Origin of the sequence: Moorena bouillonii PNG (genome assembly GCF_001942495.1) — a bacterium.
In the GTDB taxonomy this organism is placed as follows: Bacteria; Cyanobacteriota; Cyanobacteriia; order Cyanobacteriales; family Coleofasciculaceae; genus Moorena; species Moorena bouillonii.
In genome coordinates, this window is sequence record NZ_MKZS01000001.1 from 1612552 (window position 1) to 1630509 (window position 17958).

18 protein-coding genes are annotated in these 17958 nt (G+C 43.8%); 6 read left to right on the forward strand and 12 right to left on the reverse strand.

All coding sequences use genetic code 11. From position 1 onward, the window contains the following. Nucleotides 1-224 precede the first annotated feature (224 nt). The gene (locus BJP37_RS06650; protein WP_075897448.1) at nucleotides 225-2732 is read left to right on the forward strand and encodes a serine/threonine-protein kinase; all 2508 of its coding nucleotides are present in this window, start codon (nucleotides 225-227) and stop codon (nucleotides 2730-2732) included. Between the two features lie 232 nt (nucleotides 2733-2964). Here the strand turns inward: BJP37_RS06650 and BJP37_RS06655 are convergent, their stop codons facing one another. The 5 genes from BJP37_RS06655 to BJP37_RS06675 all read right to left on the reverse strand — a co-directional run bounded on the left by BJP37_RS06655 (nucleotide 2965) and on the right by BJP37_RS06675 (nucleotide 6631). Beyond that, nucleotides 2965-3738 (reverse strand): DUF1350 family protein, encoded by a 774-nt coding sequence (locus BJP37_RS06655; protein ID WP_075897450.1) that lies wholly within the window; start codon nucleotides 3736-3738, stop codon nucleotides 2965-2967. Between the two features lie 295 nt (nucleotides 3739-4033). Then, nucleotides 4034-4282 carry a hypothetical protein gene (locus BJP37_RS06660; protein WP_075897452.1) on the reverse strand — a complete coding sequence of 83 codons (249 nt, stop codon included), beginning with the start codon at nucleotides 4280-4282 and terminating at the stop codon, nucleotides 4034-4036. A 586-nt stretch (nucleotides 4283-4868) separates the two neighbouring features. After that, the gene (hisG, locus tag BJP37_RS06665) at nucleotides 4869-5528 is read right to left on the reverse strand and encodes an ATP phosphoribosyltransferase (protein WP_070391687.1); all 660 of its coding nucleotides are present in this window, start codon (nucleotides 5526-5528) and stop codon (nucleotides 4869-4871) included. 285 nt (nucleotides 5529-5813) lie between these two features. Beyond that, nucleotides 5814-6212, reverse strand: a complete 399-nt coding sequence (folK, locus tag BJP37_RS06670) for a 2-amino-4-hydroxy-6-hydroxymethyldihydropteridine diphosphokinase (protein WP_081431096.1) — start codon at nucleotides 6210-6212, stop codon at nucleotides 5814-5816. Continuing rightward, on the reverse strand, nucleotides 6209-6631 hold the full coding sequence (locus tag BJP37_RS06675) for a FolB domain-containing protein (RefSeq protein ID WP_198953973.1): 423 nt from the start codon (nucleotides 6629-6631) through the stop codon (nucleotides 6209-6211). Before BJP37_RS06675 ends, folK begins: the two co-directional genes overlap by 4 nt. A 251-nt stretch (nucleotides 6632-6882) precedes the next feature. Between BJP37_RS06675 and BJP37_RS38685 the strand changes: the two genes are divergently transcribed. After that, nucleotides 6883-7023 (forward strand): hypothetical protein, encoded by a 141-nt coding sequence (locus tag BJP37_RS38685; protein ID WP_158069464.1) that lies wholly within the window; start codon nucleotides 6883-6885, stop codon nucleotides 7021-7023. Here BJP37_RS38685 and BJP37_RS06680 read toward each other — a convergent pair whose 3' ends face one another. Continuing rightward, nucleotides 7024-7731: an SDR family oxidoreductase gene (locus tag BJP37_RS06680; protein WP_075897454.1), complete on the reverse strand. Its 708-nt coding sequence runs from the start codon at nucleotides 7729-7731 to the stop codon at nucleotides 7024-7026. 220 nt (nucleotides 7732-7951) lie between these two features. Here BJP37_RS06680 and BJP37_RS06685 point away from each other — a divergent pair, with 220 nt between their 5' ends. Further along, nucleotides 7952-8626 (forward strand): response regulator transcription factor, encoded by a 675-nt coding sequence (locus tag BJP37_RS06685; RefSeq protein ID WP_075897456.1) that lies wholly within the window; start codon nucleotides 7952-7954, stop codon nucleotides 8624-8626. Nucleotides 8627-8657: 31 nt separating this feature from the next. On the opposite strand, the gene BJP37_RS06690 is transcribed toward BJP37_RS06685, so the two are convergent. Together BJP37_RS06690 and rne are read right to left on the reverse strand one after the other, a co-directional pair. After that, entirely contained in the window at nucleotides 8658-9290 is a 633-nt protein-coding gene (locus tag BJP37_RS06690; protein ID WP_075897458.1) for a ribonuclease HII, read from the reverse strand. Further along, nucleotides 9287-11248 carry a ribonuclease E gene (gene rne, locus BJP37_RS06695; protein WP_075897460.1) on the reverse strand — a complete coding sequence of 654 codons (1962 nt, stop codon included), beginning with the start codon at nucleotides 11246-11248 and terminating at the stop codon, nucleotides 9287-9289. The genes BJP37_RS06690 and rne overlap by 4 nt, the downstream gene beginning before the upstream one ends. A 211-nt stretch (nucleotides 11249-11459) precedes the next feature. On the opposite strand from rne, the gene BJP37_RS38690 reads away from it, so the two are divergent. Beyond that, nucleotides 11460-11600 (forward strand): hypothetical protein, encoded by a 141-nt coding sequence (locus BJP37_RS38690; protein ID WP_158069465.1) that lies wholly within the window; start codon nucleotides 11460-11462, stop codon nucleotides 11598-11600. A gap of 1507 nt (nucleotides 11601-13107) precedes the next feature. Here the strand turns inward: BJP37_RS38690 and BJP37_RS06700 are convergent. The 3 genes from BJP37_RS06700 to BJP37_RS06710 all read right to left on the reverse strand — a co-directional run bounded on the left by BJP37_RS06700 (nucleotide 13108) and on the right by BJP37_RS06710 (nucleotide 15434). Further along, complete coding sequence (locus BJP37_RS06700; RefSeq protein WP_075897462.1) at nucleotides 13108-14277, reverse strand: cysteine desulfurase family protein; 1170 nt, start codon at nucleotides 14275-14277, stop codon at nucleotides 13108-13110. Nucleotides 14278-14553: 276 nt separating this feature from the next. After that, nucleotides 14554-14790: a hypothetical protein gene (locus tag BJP37_RS06705; protein ID WP_075897464.1), complete on the reverse strand. Its 237-nt coding sequence runs from the start codon at nucleotides 14788-14790 to the stop codon at nucleotides 14554-14556. Continuing rightward, nucleotides 14790-15434, reverse strand: a complete 645-nt coding sequence (locus tag BJP37_RS06710; protein WP_143727498.1) for a hypothetical protein — start codon at nucleotides 15432-15434, stop codon at nucleotides 14790-14792. Before BJP37_RS06710 ends, BJP37_RS06705 begins: the two co-directional genes overlap by 1 nt. A 159-nt stretch (nucleotides 15435-15593) precedes the next feature. Here BJP37_RS06710 and BJP37_RS43350 point away from each other — a divergent pair, with 159 nt between their 5' ends. Together BJP37_RS43350 and BJP37_RS06715 are read left to right on the forward strand one after the other, a co-directional pair. Beyond that, a complete protein-coding gene (locus BJP37_RS43350; protein WP_269086962.1) occupies nucleotides 15594-15725 on the forward strand; it encodes a hypothetical protein in 132 nt (43 codons plus the stop codon). Between the two features lie 5 nt (nucleotides 15726-15730). After that, nucleotides 15731-16594, forward strand: coding sequence for a helix-turn-helix domain-containing protein (locus tag BJP37_RS06715; protein ID WP_158069466.1), 864 nt, complete (start codon nucleotides 15731-15733; stop codon nucleotides 16592-16594). Between the two features lie 189 nt (nucleotides 16595-16783). On the opposite strand, the gene BJP37_RS06720 is transcribed toward BJP37_RS06715, so the two are convergent. After that, the gene (locus tag BJP37_RS06720) at nucleotides 16784-17818 is read right to left on the reverse strand and encodes a bifunctional serine/threonine-protein kinase/formylglycine-generating enzyme family protein (protein ID WP_075897470.1); all 1035 of its coding nucleotides are present in this window, start codon (nucleotides 17816-17818) and stop codon (nucleotides 16784-16786) included. Nucleotides 17819-17958 lie beyond the last annotated feature (140 nt).

Here is a 17958-nt window from a genome sequence, read left to right on the forward strand (position 1 = left end):
TCCCTGCTCCCTGCTCCCTGTTCCCTGTTCCCTGTTCCCTGTTCCCTTTGCTATATAGGGTGCCTTATTAAGGCACCCTACTATTTATAGAGTTTGGTTTCCAGTTTGACGTAAGTCCTATTTGGGTATTCCTTAACCAATTTTTTAAACAGGCTTTAATAATCTTTATGCAGCTAATAAATTGATTTCGATACTATAGATAATAAACGAGTAAAATACTCACAATGTTTATTAATCCTAGGGGGTGGTTCGGGAAGATTATTCCTTCCCATACACCAAATCAGTATACAGATATTTCTACAAAGAAAGATACATCATCACAGGATAACACTCCGTTAAAACCAGCTAGATTAGGTTTCCTACTAGCTGTTTTTTTTCCCCTATTCGGAGCAATTTCAACAGCTCGGGATGGGGAGGGAGTGCAACGGATGGAAAAACAAACCCAAACTTGGTTTTTTAAACTTAGGGGTCCGGTGACTGGCCCAGACAATATAGTGATTTTGGCAATTGATGAGGAGTCTCTGAATTTAAATCAATCCTATGATGATAATGATGAGTCTCAAGCACTAACTGATTTAGAACTTATCAAGAGCTGGCCCTGGAAACGAGCTGCTTATGCTAAAGCGATTGAGCGTGTAATGGCTGCTGGAGCTAAGTCTGTTGCCGTCAGTATTGTGTTAGATAGTCCCAGTAGTTACGGTGAGGCAGATGATCAACAGTTAACAGAGGTGCTAGAAAATTATGGCGAAAAGGTTACTCTGGCCGCTATATATGATACTTACGAAACTGTTGAAGGTGAGGCTATCAAGCTAGTTAAGCCAAATTCTTTGTTTGAGACACCCCAGCTATCTGTAGGTTCGATTAATTATCCCATTGAGCCAGATGGCAGAATCTATCGTCTAGCCAATCAGTTTCCCAAAGTTTGGGCTAAGAATAATCCAGAATTGGCAGAAACATCTGATCAGCTGATTTTTACAGTACCTTCCTTTAATGAGGCTACCTTGGCAGCTGCTCAGGAATCAGGACTGAAGACGAAGCCCAAACCAGAGAATATTTTCTTCTACGGTTCGGATGCATTTAGATCTATTCCCTTCTGGTATGTCTTAGATGATAATCGCTGGCACACTCGCCTAGACGATGGTAAGTATTTCCAAGACAAGATTGTGTTAATTGGACCAACTGCTAGCTCATTACCAGATTTTCATCGGACTCCTGTGTCCGATAGAATGGCTGGGGTAGAAATCAATGCTAATGCGATCGCAACACTACTCGAAGGTCGTACCATTGTTCAAGCAATTCCCAATCCTATCCACAGAGGAGTGTTGATCTTCTTGGGGGTTAATGTCGTCAGGTACTTATTAAGTCGGATTAAGCGATGGCAAGTTTGCCTAGGCTGGACAGTGCTCGGGGTAATCACTTGGGGAGAAATCAGTTATCTATTTTTCGTGTATGAGGGGCTAATTTTGCCTACAGCAGTCCCTATAGTTAACATAACTCTCAGTGGTGTTTTCTGTAGCGCTATGGGAGCAATGCAAGACCTGAAGAATAAACAGCAACTACGCCAAACTCTCAAACATTACGTTTCTGCCCCCATTGTCCAAGAAATTATCTCTGGACAAGATGATTTACGCAATTTGCTGGAGGAAAGGGAAGAAGAACTATTTGCTACTAAGTTAAGTGGACGCTATCAAATCATCAAACGACTTAGTGCTGGAGGATTTGGCGAAACCTTTATTGCTGAAGACACCCAGCGACCGGGAAATCCGCACTGTGTGGTCAAACAGCTCAAACCTGCTAGCAATAATCCTCAACACTGGCAACTGGCTCGACGGTTATTTCAAACGGAAGCAGAAATTCTCGAAAAGTTGGGCAAACATCACCAAATCCCTGAGCTGTTAGCCTATTTTGATGAAAATCAAGAATTTTATCTAGTTGAAGAGTTTATTAAAGGTCATCCTCTCAGCGATGAGTTACCAGCGAAACCTATTCCTGAAGCCAACGTCATTGCCATAGTGGTAGATATTCTAAAGGTATTGCAGTTTGTCCACAGTCACAGTGTGATTCACCGAGATATTAAACCCGATAATCTAATTCGGCGCAAATCAGATCAGAAGCTGGTGCTAATTGACTTTGGCGCTGTTAAAGAAATTACTAATCAATTGCATTCAAGACGAAACCTGACTAATTTCACTGTCGCCATTGGTACTAAAGGTTATATGCCTAATGAACAAGCTGTGGGTAGTCCAAGATTTAACAGTGATATTTATGCCACAGGTATGATTGCTGTGCGATCGCTTACTGGCATAACTCCTAGCAAATTACCAACAGATCCCATAACTGGAGAAGTAATTTGGCTCAATAAAGCACAGGTCAGTCCTGAATTAGCTACAGTGGTCAACAAAATGGTGCGCTATAGCTTCCGAAGTCGCTACCAGTCGGCTGAAGAGGTATTAGAAGCACTGAAACCTTTAACCAAAACCTTGCCAACATTCTCGTTTAGTAGCCTTGATTCATCGGTAGCGCTAGAATCTGAGGCTTCCACCGTGCCAGCACCACAGAAAACCATGGTTGATAGTGACTGTTCGAGTTCACAGAAAACTGTTCCGTTGTCGGAATCTACCACAGTGCTAGAGGAGGAAACCATGGTTGATAGTGACTGTTCGAGTTCACAGAAAACTGTTTCGTTGTCGGAATCTACCACAGTGCTAGAGTCTAAGGAAACCTTATTCTAGTGATTATAGCGGTTTTTAATTAGGTGAGGTACAAATTTTGGAGTTTTAGGGAACAGGGAACAGGTAACAGGGAACAGGGAACAGGTAAAAAATCATGTGTACCTCATTAGGCTATAAACCGCTATAGTCGTCAGTCAATAGGGCAGTTGAATGTTGAGTGTCCACTTTCAAGATTAAACCTTCAACCTTCAACCTAGCAACCTGGTAACCTTGAACCTTCAACCTGCTAACCTTAAGCCACTGCTAGAGGATTCAACCATCGCAAAATTTCCCGTTGCAAGCGATTTAAATCGCGATAGACTTCTTGCTTGACCCACTGACCTACGGCATCCAATGGGGTAAACACTGCCCCTGGGTTTAAGGTGACATCTTGCCCTAAAGGTGTTAAATGATTTCCTGGTATCCGCTGTAGGACAACCATATTTGGAAAACGTTTCTGTAAGGCTTGGGTCAAGCTAACACTTTGGTCAATCTCGTCATCAGTGAATTTAATCAGTAAATTACGCTGGATTTGATAGCGTTGAGTAATCAGAGAGTTAGTTTCTTGGGGTGAGGGAGTAAACTCGAGCTGGAAGACAGGATTGAGGTTTAACTGTTCCACAAAGGGAATAGCACGGTCAGCGGAATAGTTGTTATAGGAAATCAAGATATTACCAGCTCGTTCTACACTGAAGAGGCTGCCAATCAACAAATGCAGTTTGCACCCCATGCTGTGGCCGATACCATAGATGGGTAGATACCGTTTCCGTAAAGCATTGGTTACCTGTAAGCGATTGAGAGTAGTCTCGAAGCGATTGAGTACATCTCGTGCGATCGCAATATGGTCGAGGGTATTCACAAACGGTGTCGCAATCACTGCATACCGTTGACGTGCTAATTCTTCCAGTAACAATCGGTAGGTTACTTGGGGAGCTGTAGCAATAAACGCCCCACCCAGGAAATGGATAATCCCAGTGGGACGATTGGGGATTAAAACCCAGTTACCAGATATTTCTTGCCAGTCCATGCCATACTATATAGGGTTTACTTCTTTTATTGTAAAGATGTTTGTAGAGTACTCTAGAGTATGGTATTAATCTAGTAATATCTAGAAGTTAAGAATTCTGAATTTACAATTCAGAATTCTCTTGACCTGGTACCATTATTCGAAATTCATAAGTGTTGGGAGTAGACAATAATTCTGCACCCCTAGGATTAAGGTATCGCCCGTTTAATTTTAACTTCATGCGACTCTTGAAGCTAGCAGCGCAGTAGCTAGGATTAGTATTAGCTCCAGGTGTGAAGGAAATCCTGTATTGAATTTATCCTAGTGTAGGGTAGGCTTCGATATTAGGGAAATCTTGAGTAACACTAGTCATATCTTCAATTATTAACTCTTTACCGCACTCATTAATAATTTGCTTGTTAGAAGCTAAGGCTTGAATTGTCGAGGTAATAAATTCTGATGCGGTGTTGATATCACCAATAACTGGTTCTTGAGCATTTAACCCTGAAGCAAAAGCGAAAACCATAGCAGTTGCAGCAGCAATTAACGTATTTTTTACCTTCATCTTAAGCCTCGTTTAGTTGAGATTGATTATGAGCACACAGTTGAGAACAAATCTTGAGTGCCCATGACAATTAGCACTGCTAATGGCGCAGTATCAGGAAAACTGGTTAGTAGGACTTATCTATACAATTCCCCAAAGTGTCTAGTGAGGTAACAGTCTATAGGCAACTATGGGTAGAGGGGAGATGAAGAAGATGAGGACTAGTGATTTTATAAAAAAAGCTATACTTTATAGATAGATTTCCAACTATTTTGAATGAGATTGAGACTTTATTAGTTAATCACTCTGATTCTTTGTCTATCGTTTCTGATATATTATAAGTATCGCATTAGTTTTTAAAAGTGTAGACTAAGAGGATATCTGAAAAGTTTTTTGATACTGAATTTTGCCCCCCTAGCCCCCCAACTTTGGGGGGAACAAGAGTCAATTTGCTTCTAAAAGTCCCCCAAAATTGGGGGATTTAGGGGGCTTGGATGTAGCAAATGATACTTCTCAGACAACCTCTAAAAAACTCTACAGTACTTACGGAATAACTCTACTTGTGAGGGTGGGTTAGTCACACACCCTACTAACTAAAGACTCATCACTAACTCACTAAAGATTCAGCACTGACCTTAGTCAACTCTCGAATCTGCTCAATCAAATTGTTAATACCATCAGTATTGAGGCGATAACTGATGGGATGGGCAATCAGTCGTGCTGTACTCTCATACAAAATGTCAATTTCAATTAAGCCATTCTCTTTTAAGGTACGACCTGTGGACACCAAGTCCACAATTGCCTCCGACATCCCGGTAATTGGACCAAGTTCAACAGAACCGTAGAGGGGGATAATTTCCACTGGCAAATCCAGGTTATTGAAATATTCCCGAGCACAGTGAACAAACTTGGAGGCTACGCGACCATGAGCTGGCAAATCCAAAGGGCTTCGATAAGAGCTAGCAGCACGAACTGCCAATGACATCCGACAATAACCAAAGTGTAAGTCACCTAAGGTAGCCACTGCCGGGGTTTTTTCCCGTAGCACATCGTAACCAACTATCCCCAACTGAGCTTGACCATATTCCACGTAAACCGGTACATCTTGAGCTCGTACCAGTAGAGCTTGAGCAGTTTGACTGGGGTCTTGAATCTGGAGTTGGCGGTTGGCGGAGTCTAGGAAGGTACTAAAGTCTAAGCCAACGGATTGCAGTAGCTTGATGCTGTCTTTTAGGAGTGCGCCTTTGGGTAATGCGATGGTAATCATATGGGGAGCTTCGGGAGCTTTGGCAGGAGGTCAATTAGTTGACTGATCAGATCAACTATACCTGTAGAAGCTCCATTATAGAAGCCCGTGCTCCTCAAATTATCACCAACCCGACATATCCTTAGGTGCGCTCTTAGCATTAAGAATTAAATTCGCTCAAGGTGCGCTTTCCAATGGGCGAATAAATCGCCCTTGGGTCGCACCTTTCGGCAAAGCCGACGCTACGCGAACGGGTCGCACCTGTTGAATACTTATGATTCCGGAGGGTACGTCATTAGTTATTTGTTAAACCTTTAAATCAGGAATCAGCTCTAGCACAGTTTTTTTAATGAAATCCCGCTGATAAAAGTCAGGATCAACAATCCTTCGATTCCAGACCACAATGTCTAAATCTATACAGCGCGGTCCATTTTTATTGGATTGCTTAACCCGCCCTTGGTCAATTTCGACTTGTTTAAGTTTTTGACGAAAGGTCTCAAAACCGTCTTCTGTGTGAATTAAAAAGGCACCATTTAGAAAATCAGGTTGCTCAGTAAAGCCTATGGGTTTTGTTATGTAAAAGCGAGATTCATTAACAAAATTATCAGTTTTTGATAAATTATATTTGGCTAGTTTTACATTTTTATCAGGTTCAATGTTAGAGCCAACACTTACTACTACTTCATTCACTACCACTTCATTCATCGTTTAGCACTCAATTCTATAGACACAGAATCGGAAAATCGCAAAGCAAAAGGTTTATAAACTTTCACCTTAGCCCATACTATCCGGGGATTTTCCATTACAATATCTAAAATCATCTGGGTTAGCTTTTCTAGTAAATTAAACTTACTTTCTTCCACTGCTTTAATTACACGCTTGCTTAGGGTTTTATAATTTAGGGTATCTTCAACGCAATCGCTTTTTGTAGAATTTCCTGGGGGAAAGCCAGCCTTAATATTAATCACAACATCTTGTTGAGTTTTTCTTTCCCAGTCATTAAATCCTATTATCGTGCGGAGTCTTAAATTTTTTATTTCCAGCAGCGCTTCAACATAACTGTGTTGTTTTTTGCTTCCGAAATCATTAACTTTTATTGATGTGATATGAGTAAGTTTTGTCATTTTTTTGATGTATATAGCTGAGGGGGTGACATGAGCCCTTAAAAGCTTACTAGATAATGCTTTGATGCCAGTTTATCTTTGCTAAGATAAACTGGGCAATTGACCCTAGGAATGATGTTCTAGAAGCTAAAACCCTTATAACTACGTCCAAGGTCAGGCCAAACTAGTATGTATCTTTTTGTAACATATCGGCTGAAAGTATTACCCAATAAGGATTTTAGCTTGCATGTCACCCCCTCAGGTATATAGTCTTGATTAAGTGTTCAGCTATCAGCGGTCAGCTATCAGCGGTCAGCTATCAGCGGTCAGCTATCAGCCGTGGCCTTTGGCCACGCTACGCGAACAGCTATCAGTTATCAGTTAGAATTGAAAAGCGGGCGGCTTACAGTTGATTACAAATGTTGACCGCCATCCACAAATAAAAACTGTCCGGTAACAAATTGATTAGAGAGCAAATAGCGAACAGCCTGACAAATCTGATCCACATTGCCCTGGCTATGCATGGGTACTCTTTGTCTAAGTGTTTCGATATACTGTTCACTTGCCCCGGCTGGAAGTAAAATCCACCCAGGGCAAATTCCATTCACTCGAATATCTGGAGCCAACTCTAAAGCTGCCATCTCCGTTAAGTTAGCCAAGGCTTTCTTAGCTAATGTATAAGCAGAATAGGAAAAATCATTCTTGTTGATTCTGGTATCAATAATATTGATAATGTTCCCTTTTTGATAAAGACGAGCAAAATCACGGGTAAAGAAATACGGAGCCTTAAAGTTTACAGCAAAGTGACTGTCAAACCAGTCAAGTTCCGTTTCTTTAAGGGTTGCTGGTTCAAAAATGGAAGCATTATTCACCAACACATCAAGCTCAGGAACATCTGCTTTCACCTTTGGCAAAAGATTGAGCATATCTTCGTCACAGGTTAGATCAGCTTGGTAAAACCGACAATTTCGCTCTAGGGACTGGATCTGTTCTGCTAGGATTTCCGCGTCTTGGCGAGAACGGTTGTAATGAATCGCTAGATCATAGCCCTGTTTCGCCAAGTCTAATGCGATCGCTTTACCAATCCTTTTGGTGCCACCTGTAACCAATGCCCAAGCCATACTGGTTTATCTTTCTAGGTTTTAAATTATAATTACTCTGTGATTCACTTTATCTTAACTAAAATAGTATATCAAGTAGCTTGTCGTGTCTATCAATGACTTGGCTGTTAACTACAGGTAGTAGGCTTCGTTAATAACCCAAGCTACAGATAAAGTCGCTGCGTAAGTCTTATAATTGTGTTGATAGTCAAGCGTCAACCGTCAACTATCAACAAAATCAATGCGTATCCTTTTAGTAGATGATGAAATTGAGCTGACTGACCCCCTGTCTCGGGTATTAACTCGTGAAGGTTACACTGTAGATGTGGCTTACAATGGTGCCTCAGGAAATGAGTTAGCTTGCGTTGGCGCTTATGACTTGTTAATCTTAGACTGGATGCTACCGCACATGTCTGGGTTAGAAATTTGCCAACAAATGCGATCGCATGACACCACTACCCCAGTTCTTTTTCTAACCGCCAAGGACACTGTAGATGACCGAGTGATGGGATTAGATGCTGGTGCTGACGACTATCTAGTTAAACCATTTGAACTGCGGGAGTTACTCGCTAGAGTCCGGGCTCTGCTTCGGCGTTCTGCTGCGACGGATGCCAATCCCAGCCAGCGGTTACGGGTTGGACAAATAGAATTAGACTTAACCAATCAAATAGCTTATCGCCACGGACGCCCAATTGAGCTATCGGAAAAAGAAAGCCAACTGCTAGGGTACTTCATGAGCAATGTTGGTCTATTATTATCCCACAAGCAAATTTATCAACATTTGTGGCCATCTGAGGAAATCCCAAAAAGTAACAATTTAGCTGCTCTAGTTCGTTTGTTGCGTCGCAAAATCGAAGTTAAGGGTTCCGTACCTCTGATCCATACAGTTTATGGTAAGGGTTATCGGTTTGGTTGATTGTTATTTGTTAATAAATAATTTAAATGATTTATTGATTAGCCTGACTACAGGGGCTAAAGGAAATGCGATGCAGCCGACATGGTCCGTATTTTTGCAGTGCTAACCGATGCTTTTTGGTACCATAGCCCATGTTGGCTGTCAAATCATACTCTGAATACTTGGTAGCTAGACGAATGATTAAATCATCACGCCACACCTTGGCTACAATACTGGCTGCAGCAATATGAAGCGATCGCTGATCCCCCTTTACTAGATTTCGTTGTGCTATCGGTAAATCTGGCAACCCGTGTAACCCATCAATCAGACAAATATCGGGCTTAACTTTTAATTTAAGCACAGCCCGTTTCATAGCTAACAATGAGGCTTGTAAGATATTGAGCTGGTCAATTTCTGCACTAGTGGCATAACCAATAGTCCAATCCAGTGCCAATCCCTGAATTTCTTGAGACAGCCTTTGGCGTCGTTTCCGGGACAACTTTTTACTATCTTTAACGCCAGCTATAGCCAGTTGTGGCAGGACAGATACAGGTAAAATCACTGCTGCTGCCACAACTGGACCAAATAAGGCACCTCGCCCTACTTCATCTACTCCAGCCACTAAGGAAGGAGTACCGGATAAATCCGGTAACTCAAACACTTCAGTGACTTTGTCCGTTGTCATTTATCTGCTGAAGAGCGGCGACGGCGGCGGCGCACGATGGGGGGACTGTTAATGGTGCCATTGGCAGTAGTGAGTTGATCAGATCCAGTTTCTGGAATTGGTGTGGCAGCACTAGATTCCACCAAGTCGGATTCCTCTAACTCTAGCTGATCGTCGATGGAGGATTGACTATTAGTTGAATCGGTAGTTGAATCGGTAGTTGAATCGGTAGTCGTATTGGATAATTCTTCTTGATTATCCTCGATTTTTTCTCCCGGCAGTAACACTGAGATAATTGCTGACCTAGGATCTTTCACCTCTCGGTCTAAATTTAGTATAGGGGAAATGCCCATTAACGCATAAACATCTTGTTCTTCTGGGCTCATTTCAACCCTGACCAATTCTGGTGGTTCTTTCTCTTGAGCAAACTTGACTAGCTGGGGTTTTTCTACTCCTGAGGTCGATACCTCGGTTTCTGTGATGGCATCAAAGTTGGATGAGACAGAGATCACCCGATTGACTCCCCTAGTAATTGGTTCTTCCCTAATCACCGGGTCATCAATACGACGGCGGCGGCGGCGGCGATTATTTACCGCTCCCCGTTCCTGATAACTGGGGTGATTGAGCAAGTCCAAATCATTATCATTCTCAGAAGATAAGTCTACAGGTTCGGGGAACTGTGGAATGCTTCGCTCCGCCGGTAAGGGGATCGGTGCTAAGGTCTCTAGTGCTTCTGCTTCGACTTCACCGGGAAGATGTGCCAGATGTCCTAACCCGCCACAGGTAGCACAGGTTTTACCAAACAACTCGTAAATATTTTGCCCTTGGCGCTTGCGAGTCAGTTCCACTAAGCCAAGTTCCGAAAGCTGGGCAATCTGTGGTCGGGCTTTGTCCTCTTTTAGGGCTTGATTGAAGTGTTCGAGAACCTGTAACTGATCCCGCCTGGTGTCCATATCAATAAAGTCAACAACGATCACCCCAGCTAGATTACGTAGGCGCAGCTGGCGGGCAATTTCTGTTGCTGCCTCACAGTTAGTCCACAAAACCGTTTCCCGCGCTGTAGCTGAGCGGGTAAAGGAACCAGAGTTCACATCAATTACGGTTAGAGCTTCGGTAGGTTCAATGATAATGTAGCCACCAGATGGTAAATCTACTCTTGGCTTGAGGGCTTCTCGAATTGCAGCATTGACCCGGAAATATCCCAAAATTGGCATGCGATCGCGATGATGGTCAATCAAGACCCCCTCTGGTGCTTGACCTCCGCTCCAGCTCAACAAGTGTTGTTTAACCCGTTTAACTGCAGTACTAGAATCGACCACAATCCGATTAACATCAGCAGTGTACATATCCCGCAGGACACGCTGAATAAAATCATCATCCCGATTAAGTAGGGCTGGTGCTCTGGTAGAGGTTGCTTCGAGCTGGACAGCTTCCCATTGTCTTTGCAGGTTTTCCAAATCTTCCATAATGGCTTCTTCGGCTCTGCCTTCAGCTTCGGTGCGCACCAGCACTCCCATGCCCGATGGTTTGATTAGAATTGCTAGAGCTCTGAGGCGATTGCGTTCACTTTCGCTCTTAATCCGCCGAGACAAGTTCACTCCTCGGCCATAAGGCATCAGCACCAAATAGCGACCGGGTAAACTAATATTACCTGTAAGCCTGGGCCCTTTATTACCAGTAGGTTCTTTCATCACTTGCACCAACACCTTCTGCTGGGGAGTCAGCAGTTCGGTGATCGCACCAGAGCGGCGTTTCAAGCGCAATGGTCCTAAGTCTGTCACATGAATAAAACCATTGCGATCAGGATCCCCAATGTTGACAAATGCTGCATCAATACCCGGTAATACATTTTCTACAATGCCGAGATAAATATCACCGACCTGGTGATTACCGGTGGCAACTACTAGTTCTTGAATTTGATCTTCCCAAAATACAGCAGCAAGTTGATGTTGCTCTGCAATAATAATTTGCTTTGGCATGCAATTTCCTCAAAACTTCGTGGTACGCTTAGTCCTACAGTTAACGATAGGAGTCGTACTCTATTTCTAGGTCTGAAATGTTCGGTGATTTACTACCATTAAACTGATCTGGCACAGGGACTAATAAATAGACTATCAATAACTAGAGGTGCGACCCGTGATGGCGTTCGCGTAGCGTGACCTACGGTCAAGGGATTGCTCGCCATCAGCGATGCAGCGCGGTCTTGGGGAGGCAGCGCCGCCAAAGGGGGTTCCCCCCATGAGCGACTGCCGTGGTTACCCCCATGAGCGACTGCATCAAGAACGGAAAGCGCACTTAACTATTTTGACTATTTTGTTGCTCATTGTTTGATCGAAAACTGTAGTCAATGGCTGTAGTCAATGGCTGTAGTCAATGGCGGTGAAACTGTCTCGAAGCCCCGTCTGTTTAGAGGGGGGTGCTGAGAGGGGGTTTGTTTGGTGAATGGGATTGTAGCGGCTCTGCTGATTGTAACACTTGGAGGTGCGACATTAGTTCTCTACTTTAAGACTCGCTTTCCAGTAGGATGTTCTGTCGCAAAGTCGAAAATTTTTGAGGTGCGCGCCCGTTCGCGCCCCGCGTCGGCTTTGCCTAAAGGCGCGACCCAAGGCCGGGTTCCCGAGCCAAAGTAAAGCGCACAATCACGCGAATTTAAATAGCCAAGTAATAGCGCACCTATGTGTAATTGTCTCGCAATCTGCCTCGCCTTTCCTATAATCCCGTAGGGACTTCGGGGGATGTTAAGTCTGACAAATTGATCACGTGACTCTTGTGGATTTAACTAATTCTAACCGATTTTATAGGGATTTTGACTAACAGTTGTGAACCCGTGGTCTCTATCCAGTCGCACTCTGAAATATAGACAACGGATTACTTTGGCACTGATAGAACTGATACAAAAATGGAGGTTAAGCCACTCCCCCCATCAAGAAGTGTGACCAGTGGCAAATTTAATTCCCATTAGGAAAGCGCACCTATGCTAAAACCGGCTATTTCAATGGCTTTTGCTAACCACAGCTCCGATAGCTGAAAGTTACTTTACCCATTATCGGCATTGTTCGGGATTTACCACAAACTACCCACTTGCTACCAATCTATCCAAAAGTTCTGATTTTTTATTAGCTGACTATTTCCTGACCAGAGGTCTGGAAATTCTTCAGGGTTTCTGTCTATATCTCCTGAATCTCCCTGTTTCAGCAGCTTTACTGCTTAGATTTAGGGTCTTGAGGCACACATGTTTGCCTTGTTGGGGATGTGTGATATTCTTATCCCCTGTTGATTCGCCTAGTGACATCTCCCGAAGCTGCCCTAACGGGACAGCGGGGGATCATTACCAACTCCAGCTAGTGGTTTTGGATACAAGGCTGTAGGCCACGCTACGCGAACGATAAGCTTTATTTACGACACGGTCAGAAGTTACCGCAAGAAGAGTGGAGCCTTTATGGTTAGCAGGCTATGCAGAAAAGGGTTAAAACTTTATGATTAAGGCGACCCTCTTCTAAGGTTTCCTCTCCGGGATGCCCCTCCGCGCCGGAACAATACAACTCGTTCTATTTTTAGTTGGTAGGTGGCAGTTAGCTCTTAATTTATCTTCCCTACCATTACTACTATATCACATTGGTAAGATCCTTTGGGACTCTTACCCTGCGCTTCCCATAGGACACCTAGCCAATAAAGGTAAAGTGCGGGGCTTTTCGCGGTTCAGCTAAGGAGCGAAATCTCCTTTGTGGTACCGATGTGATCGTAGCCTAGAAGCTTACGCTTTGCAATTTAAAAGCTGGTTTCGGTTACCCCACCCAAATTATAAAATATGCCTAGGGACTGCGCTCAACCATTTTGTTCAATTAATTTTGACAGCTTGAGATTGGCGCAGAGACTGAATCGTTGTGATCGTATGCTCAGCCACCAAGGCAATTTCCGCCATGGTATTAAAGCGTCCAATTCCAAACCGGATGGAGGCATAAGCCAGATTTTCCGGATGTCCTAGAGCTAATAGTACGTGGGAAGGAGCTACAGTTGCTGAGGAACAAGCCGAGCCAGAAGAAACGGCGGCCACAGGGTGTAATCCTAGTAGGAGGGCTGCGCCATCTACTCCCTCCACACTAATGTTAAGGTTTCCGGATAATCGCTGGGTAGGATGACCATTGATCTGGATACCTTCTAGTTTAGAGAGAGTGGTCCACAGACCCTCCCGGAGTTCTATCAACCGTTGAGATTCTGAGGGTTGTTCTTCTAACCCCAGTTCCACAGCCTTAGCAAACCCCACAATCTGAGGGGTATAAAGTGTGCCAGAACGCATCCCTCGTTCATGTCCACCGCCATGGAGCTGGGGTGCAAGCCTTACTCTCGGGTTACGACGCCGGACATAGAGAGCCCCAATCCCCTTTGGCCCATAAATTTTATGGGCTGTCAAGGACATTAAATCAATCTTCATCGACTGCACATCCAAGGGGATTTTCCCAATAGCCTGGGCAGCATCTGTATGGAATAGTACATTATGCTGGCGACAAAGATCCCCAATCTCGGCCAAAGGCTGCAACACTCCAATTTCATTATTGGCTGCCATGACCGAGACTAAAATGGTATCAGGACGGAAAGCCTGCTCTAGCTGGCCTAAATCCACTAGTCCATCATCTTTTACCGGTAGAAATGTCACCTCAAACCCTAGGGTTTCTAAATAGTGACAGGGGTCAAGAACAGCATTGTGTTCAGTTTGCACGGTAATCAGGTGACGTCCTTTACTTAAATAAGCCTCAGCCACCCCTTTAATGGCTAGATTGTTAGCCTCTGTGGCACCACTAGTAAAAATGATCTCGACTGGTGTGGCATTGATAGCATCTGCTAGAATCTGACGACCTTGTTTCACCGCTGCTTCAGCTTCCCAGCCATAGGTATGGCTGATACTCGATGGATTGCCAAAATGTTCAGTGAAGTAGGGTAACATTGCCTCCAACACCCGTTCATCCATAGGTGTTGTGGCATGGCAGTCTAGGTAAATTGGGCGATGCATGGTTTTTCGTTAGTTAAAAATTGCAGCTGGATATTCCGCCTACACTCGTATAGTTAGGAGGGGAGGAATGCTGCCTCCCACTAATGGTTTTCGTGATTTTGATAGGACTGCTACGGGATAAATTATGATCAACCTCCTCCCCATGACCTGATCACCCCATCATCAGGTGATAGGGAGGAGGCGAGCACAAAGAGCGGAAAGCGCACTAAGATGTTTCACCACTCAAATTAAATTCCTAGATCTCGAATCCACAGTTTTTGAGACTGCTTTCCTAGATCACCAAGGGCTACAGGTTAAAATCCCATTACCCAAGCGATGCAGAGGTGCGACCCGTGATGGCGAGCAATCCCTCGCCATCACGGAAAGCGCACCATTACGGTCTTGGGGGAAACCCCCACTCGCGCTTTGCATCAAGAATGGATGGTTAATTTTCCATTGTCCATTTTTTGGCAGCTTTCGCTGTTCATTCTCCTCACAACCCACTCCACCCTTTAAGAATTTAGTGCAGTTCATCAAAACGGCAATTTTGACTGAATACGCTTTAACTCGAGACATGTTGAACAGATTGATTTAATTTTCCCTGGTGTCAAGGCAGAATTAACTACACGAGTTTTGAGACCGCATTTAGGACAGATGGGTTGATGATTAATGATCACCCACATGCCCCACTTGAACTCAATTACTTTTTCAAGCTCAAGCTGTTTCAGTCCTTGGGCAAGTCGCTCTTCTGAATACCGGCACTTCCTGTTCAATTCATCTTGAGTCAGTTTCCCATAGTCAGATGTACAGAGTAGATGAATGATTTTACCACAGGTTTCTTGTAAGTTACTGAATTGTTCTTGGGGAGCTACAGGCTTCTCCGGTTTGGTGTAGCGGGGAGGGCACAGTGGGTAGCTCGAGAAATTCACTCGATTGTGTTTAGTGACTTTCGGTGTAGTGACTTTCGGTGTAGTGACTTTTTGTGTAGTGACTTTCTGCTTCCAACGGACTAACGTTGAAGAATCAGCGTGGCCACTTGTCATGGGAATGTAGCACTTATCTGACTTAATTTTGAGTTGCTGATTTTCCTGAGCAAGGGTATTGCTTTGCTTAGCCGTTACCCTGTTTTCCCAGTTCTGATGCTTTAACATATGGTGTAGATGTTCAACCCTTTTCACAACTATCCTAGTTTTGTGAAAAATATTGAACAACCGTGATTATACGTAAGATACTCTTTTGCCCACCGGGGAGTTGCCACTGAGTTTTCACCGAGAAGATTAGCTCAATCTATTCATGTTTGGGCAGGATGGTGGTATGGACGCGCTTGGCTTCTGGGGATGCGATCGCATCCCCAGCTGGGGTCAATTTCGATTTCTAGTGCTCCCTACCAAAGCCGAGAATGGCCACGCCTGAGCCTACACTTACCGGATCGAGAAGTGTTAAATTATTTCACCAGAACAGAGTGGTAAAAAAATTGGACACAAGTAAAGACAGTTCCTTAAAACACAGCAAAATTCACCAAAGACTAAGTCAATTGATTAAGGTACTGGCTCAAAAATTGGGTAGTGTCCGGGAACTTGCTAGGCAAGTCAATGTCACTAATAATACCTTGACAAATTGGATTAATTGTGATAATACTCCCAGCTTAGAAAAGCTAGAGAGGCTGGCTAAAGGTATTGGTTGGACAACGGAAGAGTTGATCAGCTTCTTGGTCAGTGAGGAAAACCCTCTCGAGGCCATTGAGCGAAACAAGAAATCGAGTTCCTCTACTTTGACACCACCTATTTCCATGGAGCAGATTTTGGCAGAGCTTCAGTGGCGACCAGTAGAGCAATTAGTTGAGATTAATTTAGCGATCGCTAAACGGTTGCAAAGGGAATTCAGTGGTTCGACAGATACCACCGGCCTAGAGGAGGTGTTAAATCAGTCTCCTAAATTTGAGGAACTCAAGGGAGTGAAATTTATTTCACTGAGCTTAAAGGCCAGGCGACGATTAAAGAATTGGGTGACAATCTGCCAAAGTTATGTAGGCTTGAGTCCAGAGGAATTCATCCAAGTTGCTGTCGAGAAGCACAAAATTGACCCAGGAACCTTTGGGCTATTTTATAAGAGCATCATGGAACTCTCTAGTACTCCGTTTCCCCAGAGTTACTATGAGTGGCTTTTCCCGTTAATTTCTCCAGTGAGTGGTTGGATCGGGTCAGCACAAGAAACTCCTATTCTAGATTTTTCGAGAACTTACACAGAAACTTATACAGAACCTTGGAGTAATTTTATTGAGAACTTAGAAGACATTAGTAATGGAGTAACTACTAAGTCTAGTTCAATTCTGTTTTAACCAGGTTTTGTTAAGGGTTGACGATTGACGGTTCACTGTCAACGTTTAAGATAAGGAAACTGTCTACAAACAAACCGTTGCGTTAATGCTGCAGTATAGATCAAAAGTTTAAATCAAAATAGCAATCCGTGTAGGAATTGTGATAATTTTTGTTCCCTGTTCCCTGTTCCTTATTCCCTTTGCTAAAGTTTAGATCAAATCGCAAACTACCCGAAAACCAAAGGAGATATATGTAACATCCGGAGCATTGAAATTGCGATAATCACTATGGCAGTAGCCGGAACTGTTGAGCCAAGACCCTCCCCTGAGCAAGCGATCCCGATCCTCATTCTTGCTTAGCCACGCACTGCCATCGGATGGTGCCCCCTGGTGATTTTCATGCCAATGGTCAGCACACCATTCCCAGACATTGCCATGCATATCGTATAGCCCAAAGGCGTTAGCTACTTGAAAACTCCCTACGGTGGTAGTTTTCTCTCGAAAGATACCTTTTGGCTGAGAACCATCAGTGTCAGTCTGATGACCATCGTAGTTAGCCAAATTGGTGGTAATTGTTTGACCAAAGTGAAATTTTGTGGTGCTTCCAGCACGACAGGCATATTCCCATTCCACCTCACTGGGTAGCCGATAGGTACGTCCGGTTTTTTGAGACACTCTGGCACAAAATTCTACAGCGTCATACCAAGATATCTGCTCCACAGGCAGATGATCTCCTTTATCGCGATGGAAAAAGTGCTTCTGATGGACTACATGGAGAATTTTTACCAGTTGGGATAGCCATTCTAAGGCTAAGGTTTCGTCAATGGGGTGCTTCTTGTGTTGGTGCTGATACTCCTCTAAATCTAGCCCTTCAATGTATTCGAGCACCATGCAGTGCAAGTTGATCTCGTTGTTTCTGCAGGAGAAGATAAACGTTCCTTCTGATTTGGGAATTCCTGGATGATTCAGCTGACTCAAAACCCATGGTTCTTGCTCAAACAGCTCAACTGCTCTAGATTGATAGTCAGTCAAGACTTTGAGAACTTTGAGAGTGTTGTGATTACTTTTTTGATCACTGTTGTGATCAAGTACCTCATAGGTCTTACCGAAAGCACCTTTGTCACTGAGCAAGCCAATCACGCGATAGCGTTCTGCCAAGAGTAATTCCGAACCACAGGCTTGGCAGAATCGGGTATCTTCTGTATTGTAAGGTTTAGAACAGTCGGGATTAATGCACCAATTCATGGTTCCCTAGCTACGAGCTACTGATACAAGCTACTTAAGCGATCGCAAAACCTAAAAAATCTTCGAGGGACAGAAGCGCGATGGCACTTTACTTTAGTTTATGTTCACAACTAAACTAAAAATGCTATATAACGGTATCA

Bases quoted from the DNA above. Each gene is read 5' to 3' on its own strand.
- BJP37_RS06650 (WP_075897448.1), top strand. From the start codon at position 225: ATGTTTATTAATCCTAGGGGGTGGTTCGGGAAGATTATTCCTTCCCAT.
- BJP37_RS06655 (WP_075897450.1), bottom strand. From the start codon at position 3,738: ATGGACTGGCAAGAAATATCTGGTAACTGGGTTTTAATCCCCAATCGT.
- BJP37_RS06660 (WP_075897452.1), bottom strand. From the start codon at position 4,282: ATGAAGGTAAAAAATACGTTAATTGCTGCTGCAACTGCTATGGTTTTC.
- hisG (WP_070391687.1), bottom strand. From the start codon at position 5,528: ATGATTACCATCGCATTACCCAAAGGCGCACTCCTAAAAGACAGCATC.
- folK (WP_081431096.1), bottom strand. From the start codon at position 6,212: ATGAATGAAGTGGTAGTGAATGAAGTAGTAGTAAGTGTTGGCTCTAAC.
- BJP37_RS06675 (WP_198953973.1), bottom strand. From the start codon at position 6,631: ATGACAAAACTTACTCATATCACATCAATAAAAGTTAATGATTTCGGA.
- BJP37_RS06680 (WP_075897454.1), bottom strand. From the start codon at position 7,731: ATGGCTTGGGCATTGGTTACAGGTGGCACCAAAAGGATTGGTAAAGCG.
- BJP37_RS06685 (WP_075897456.1), top strand. From the start codon at position 7,952: ATGCGTATCCTTTTAGTAGATGATGAAATTGAGCTGACTGACCCCCTG.
- BJP37_RS06690 (WP_075897458.1), bottom strand. From the start codon at position 9,290: ATGACAACGGACAAAGTCACTGAAGTGTTTGAGTTACCGGATTTATCC.
- rne (WP_075897460.1), bottom strand. From the start codon at position 11,248: ATGCCAAAGCAAATTATTATTGCAGAGCAACATCAACTTGCTGCTGTA.
- BJP37_RS38690 (WP_158069465.1), top strand. From the start codon at position 11,460: ATGCAGCGCGGTCTTGGGGAGGCAGCGCCGCCAAAGGGGGTTCCCCCC.
- BJP37_RS06700 (WP_075897462.1), bottom strand. From the start codon at position 14,277: ATGCATCGCCCAATTTACCTAGACTGCCATGCCACAACACCTATGGAT.
- BJP37_RS06705 (WP_075897464.1), bottom strand. From the start codon at position 14,790: ATGAACTGCACTAAATTCTTAAAGGGTGGAGTGGGTTGTGAGGAGAAT.
- BJP37_RS43350 (WP_269086962.1), top strand. From the start codon at position 15,594: ATGCGATCGCATCCCCAGCTGGGGTCAATTTCGATTTCTAGTGCTCCC.
- BJP37_RS06720 (WP_075897470.1), bottom strand. From the start codon at position 17,818: ATGAATTGGTGCATTAATCCCGACTGTTCTAAACCTTACAATACAGAA.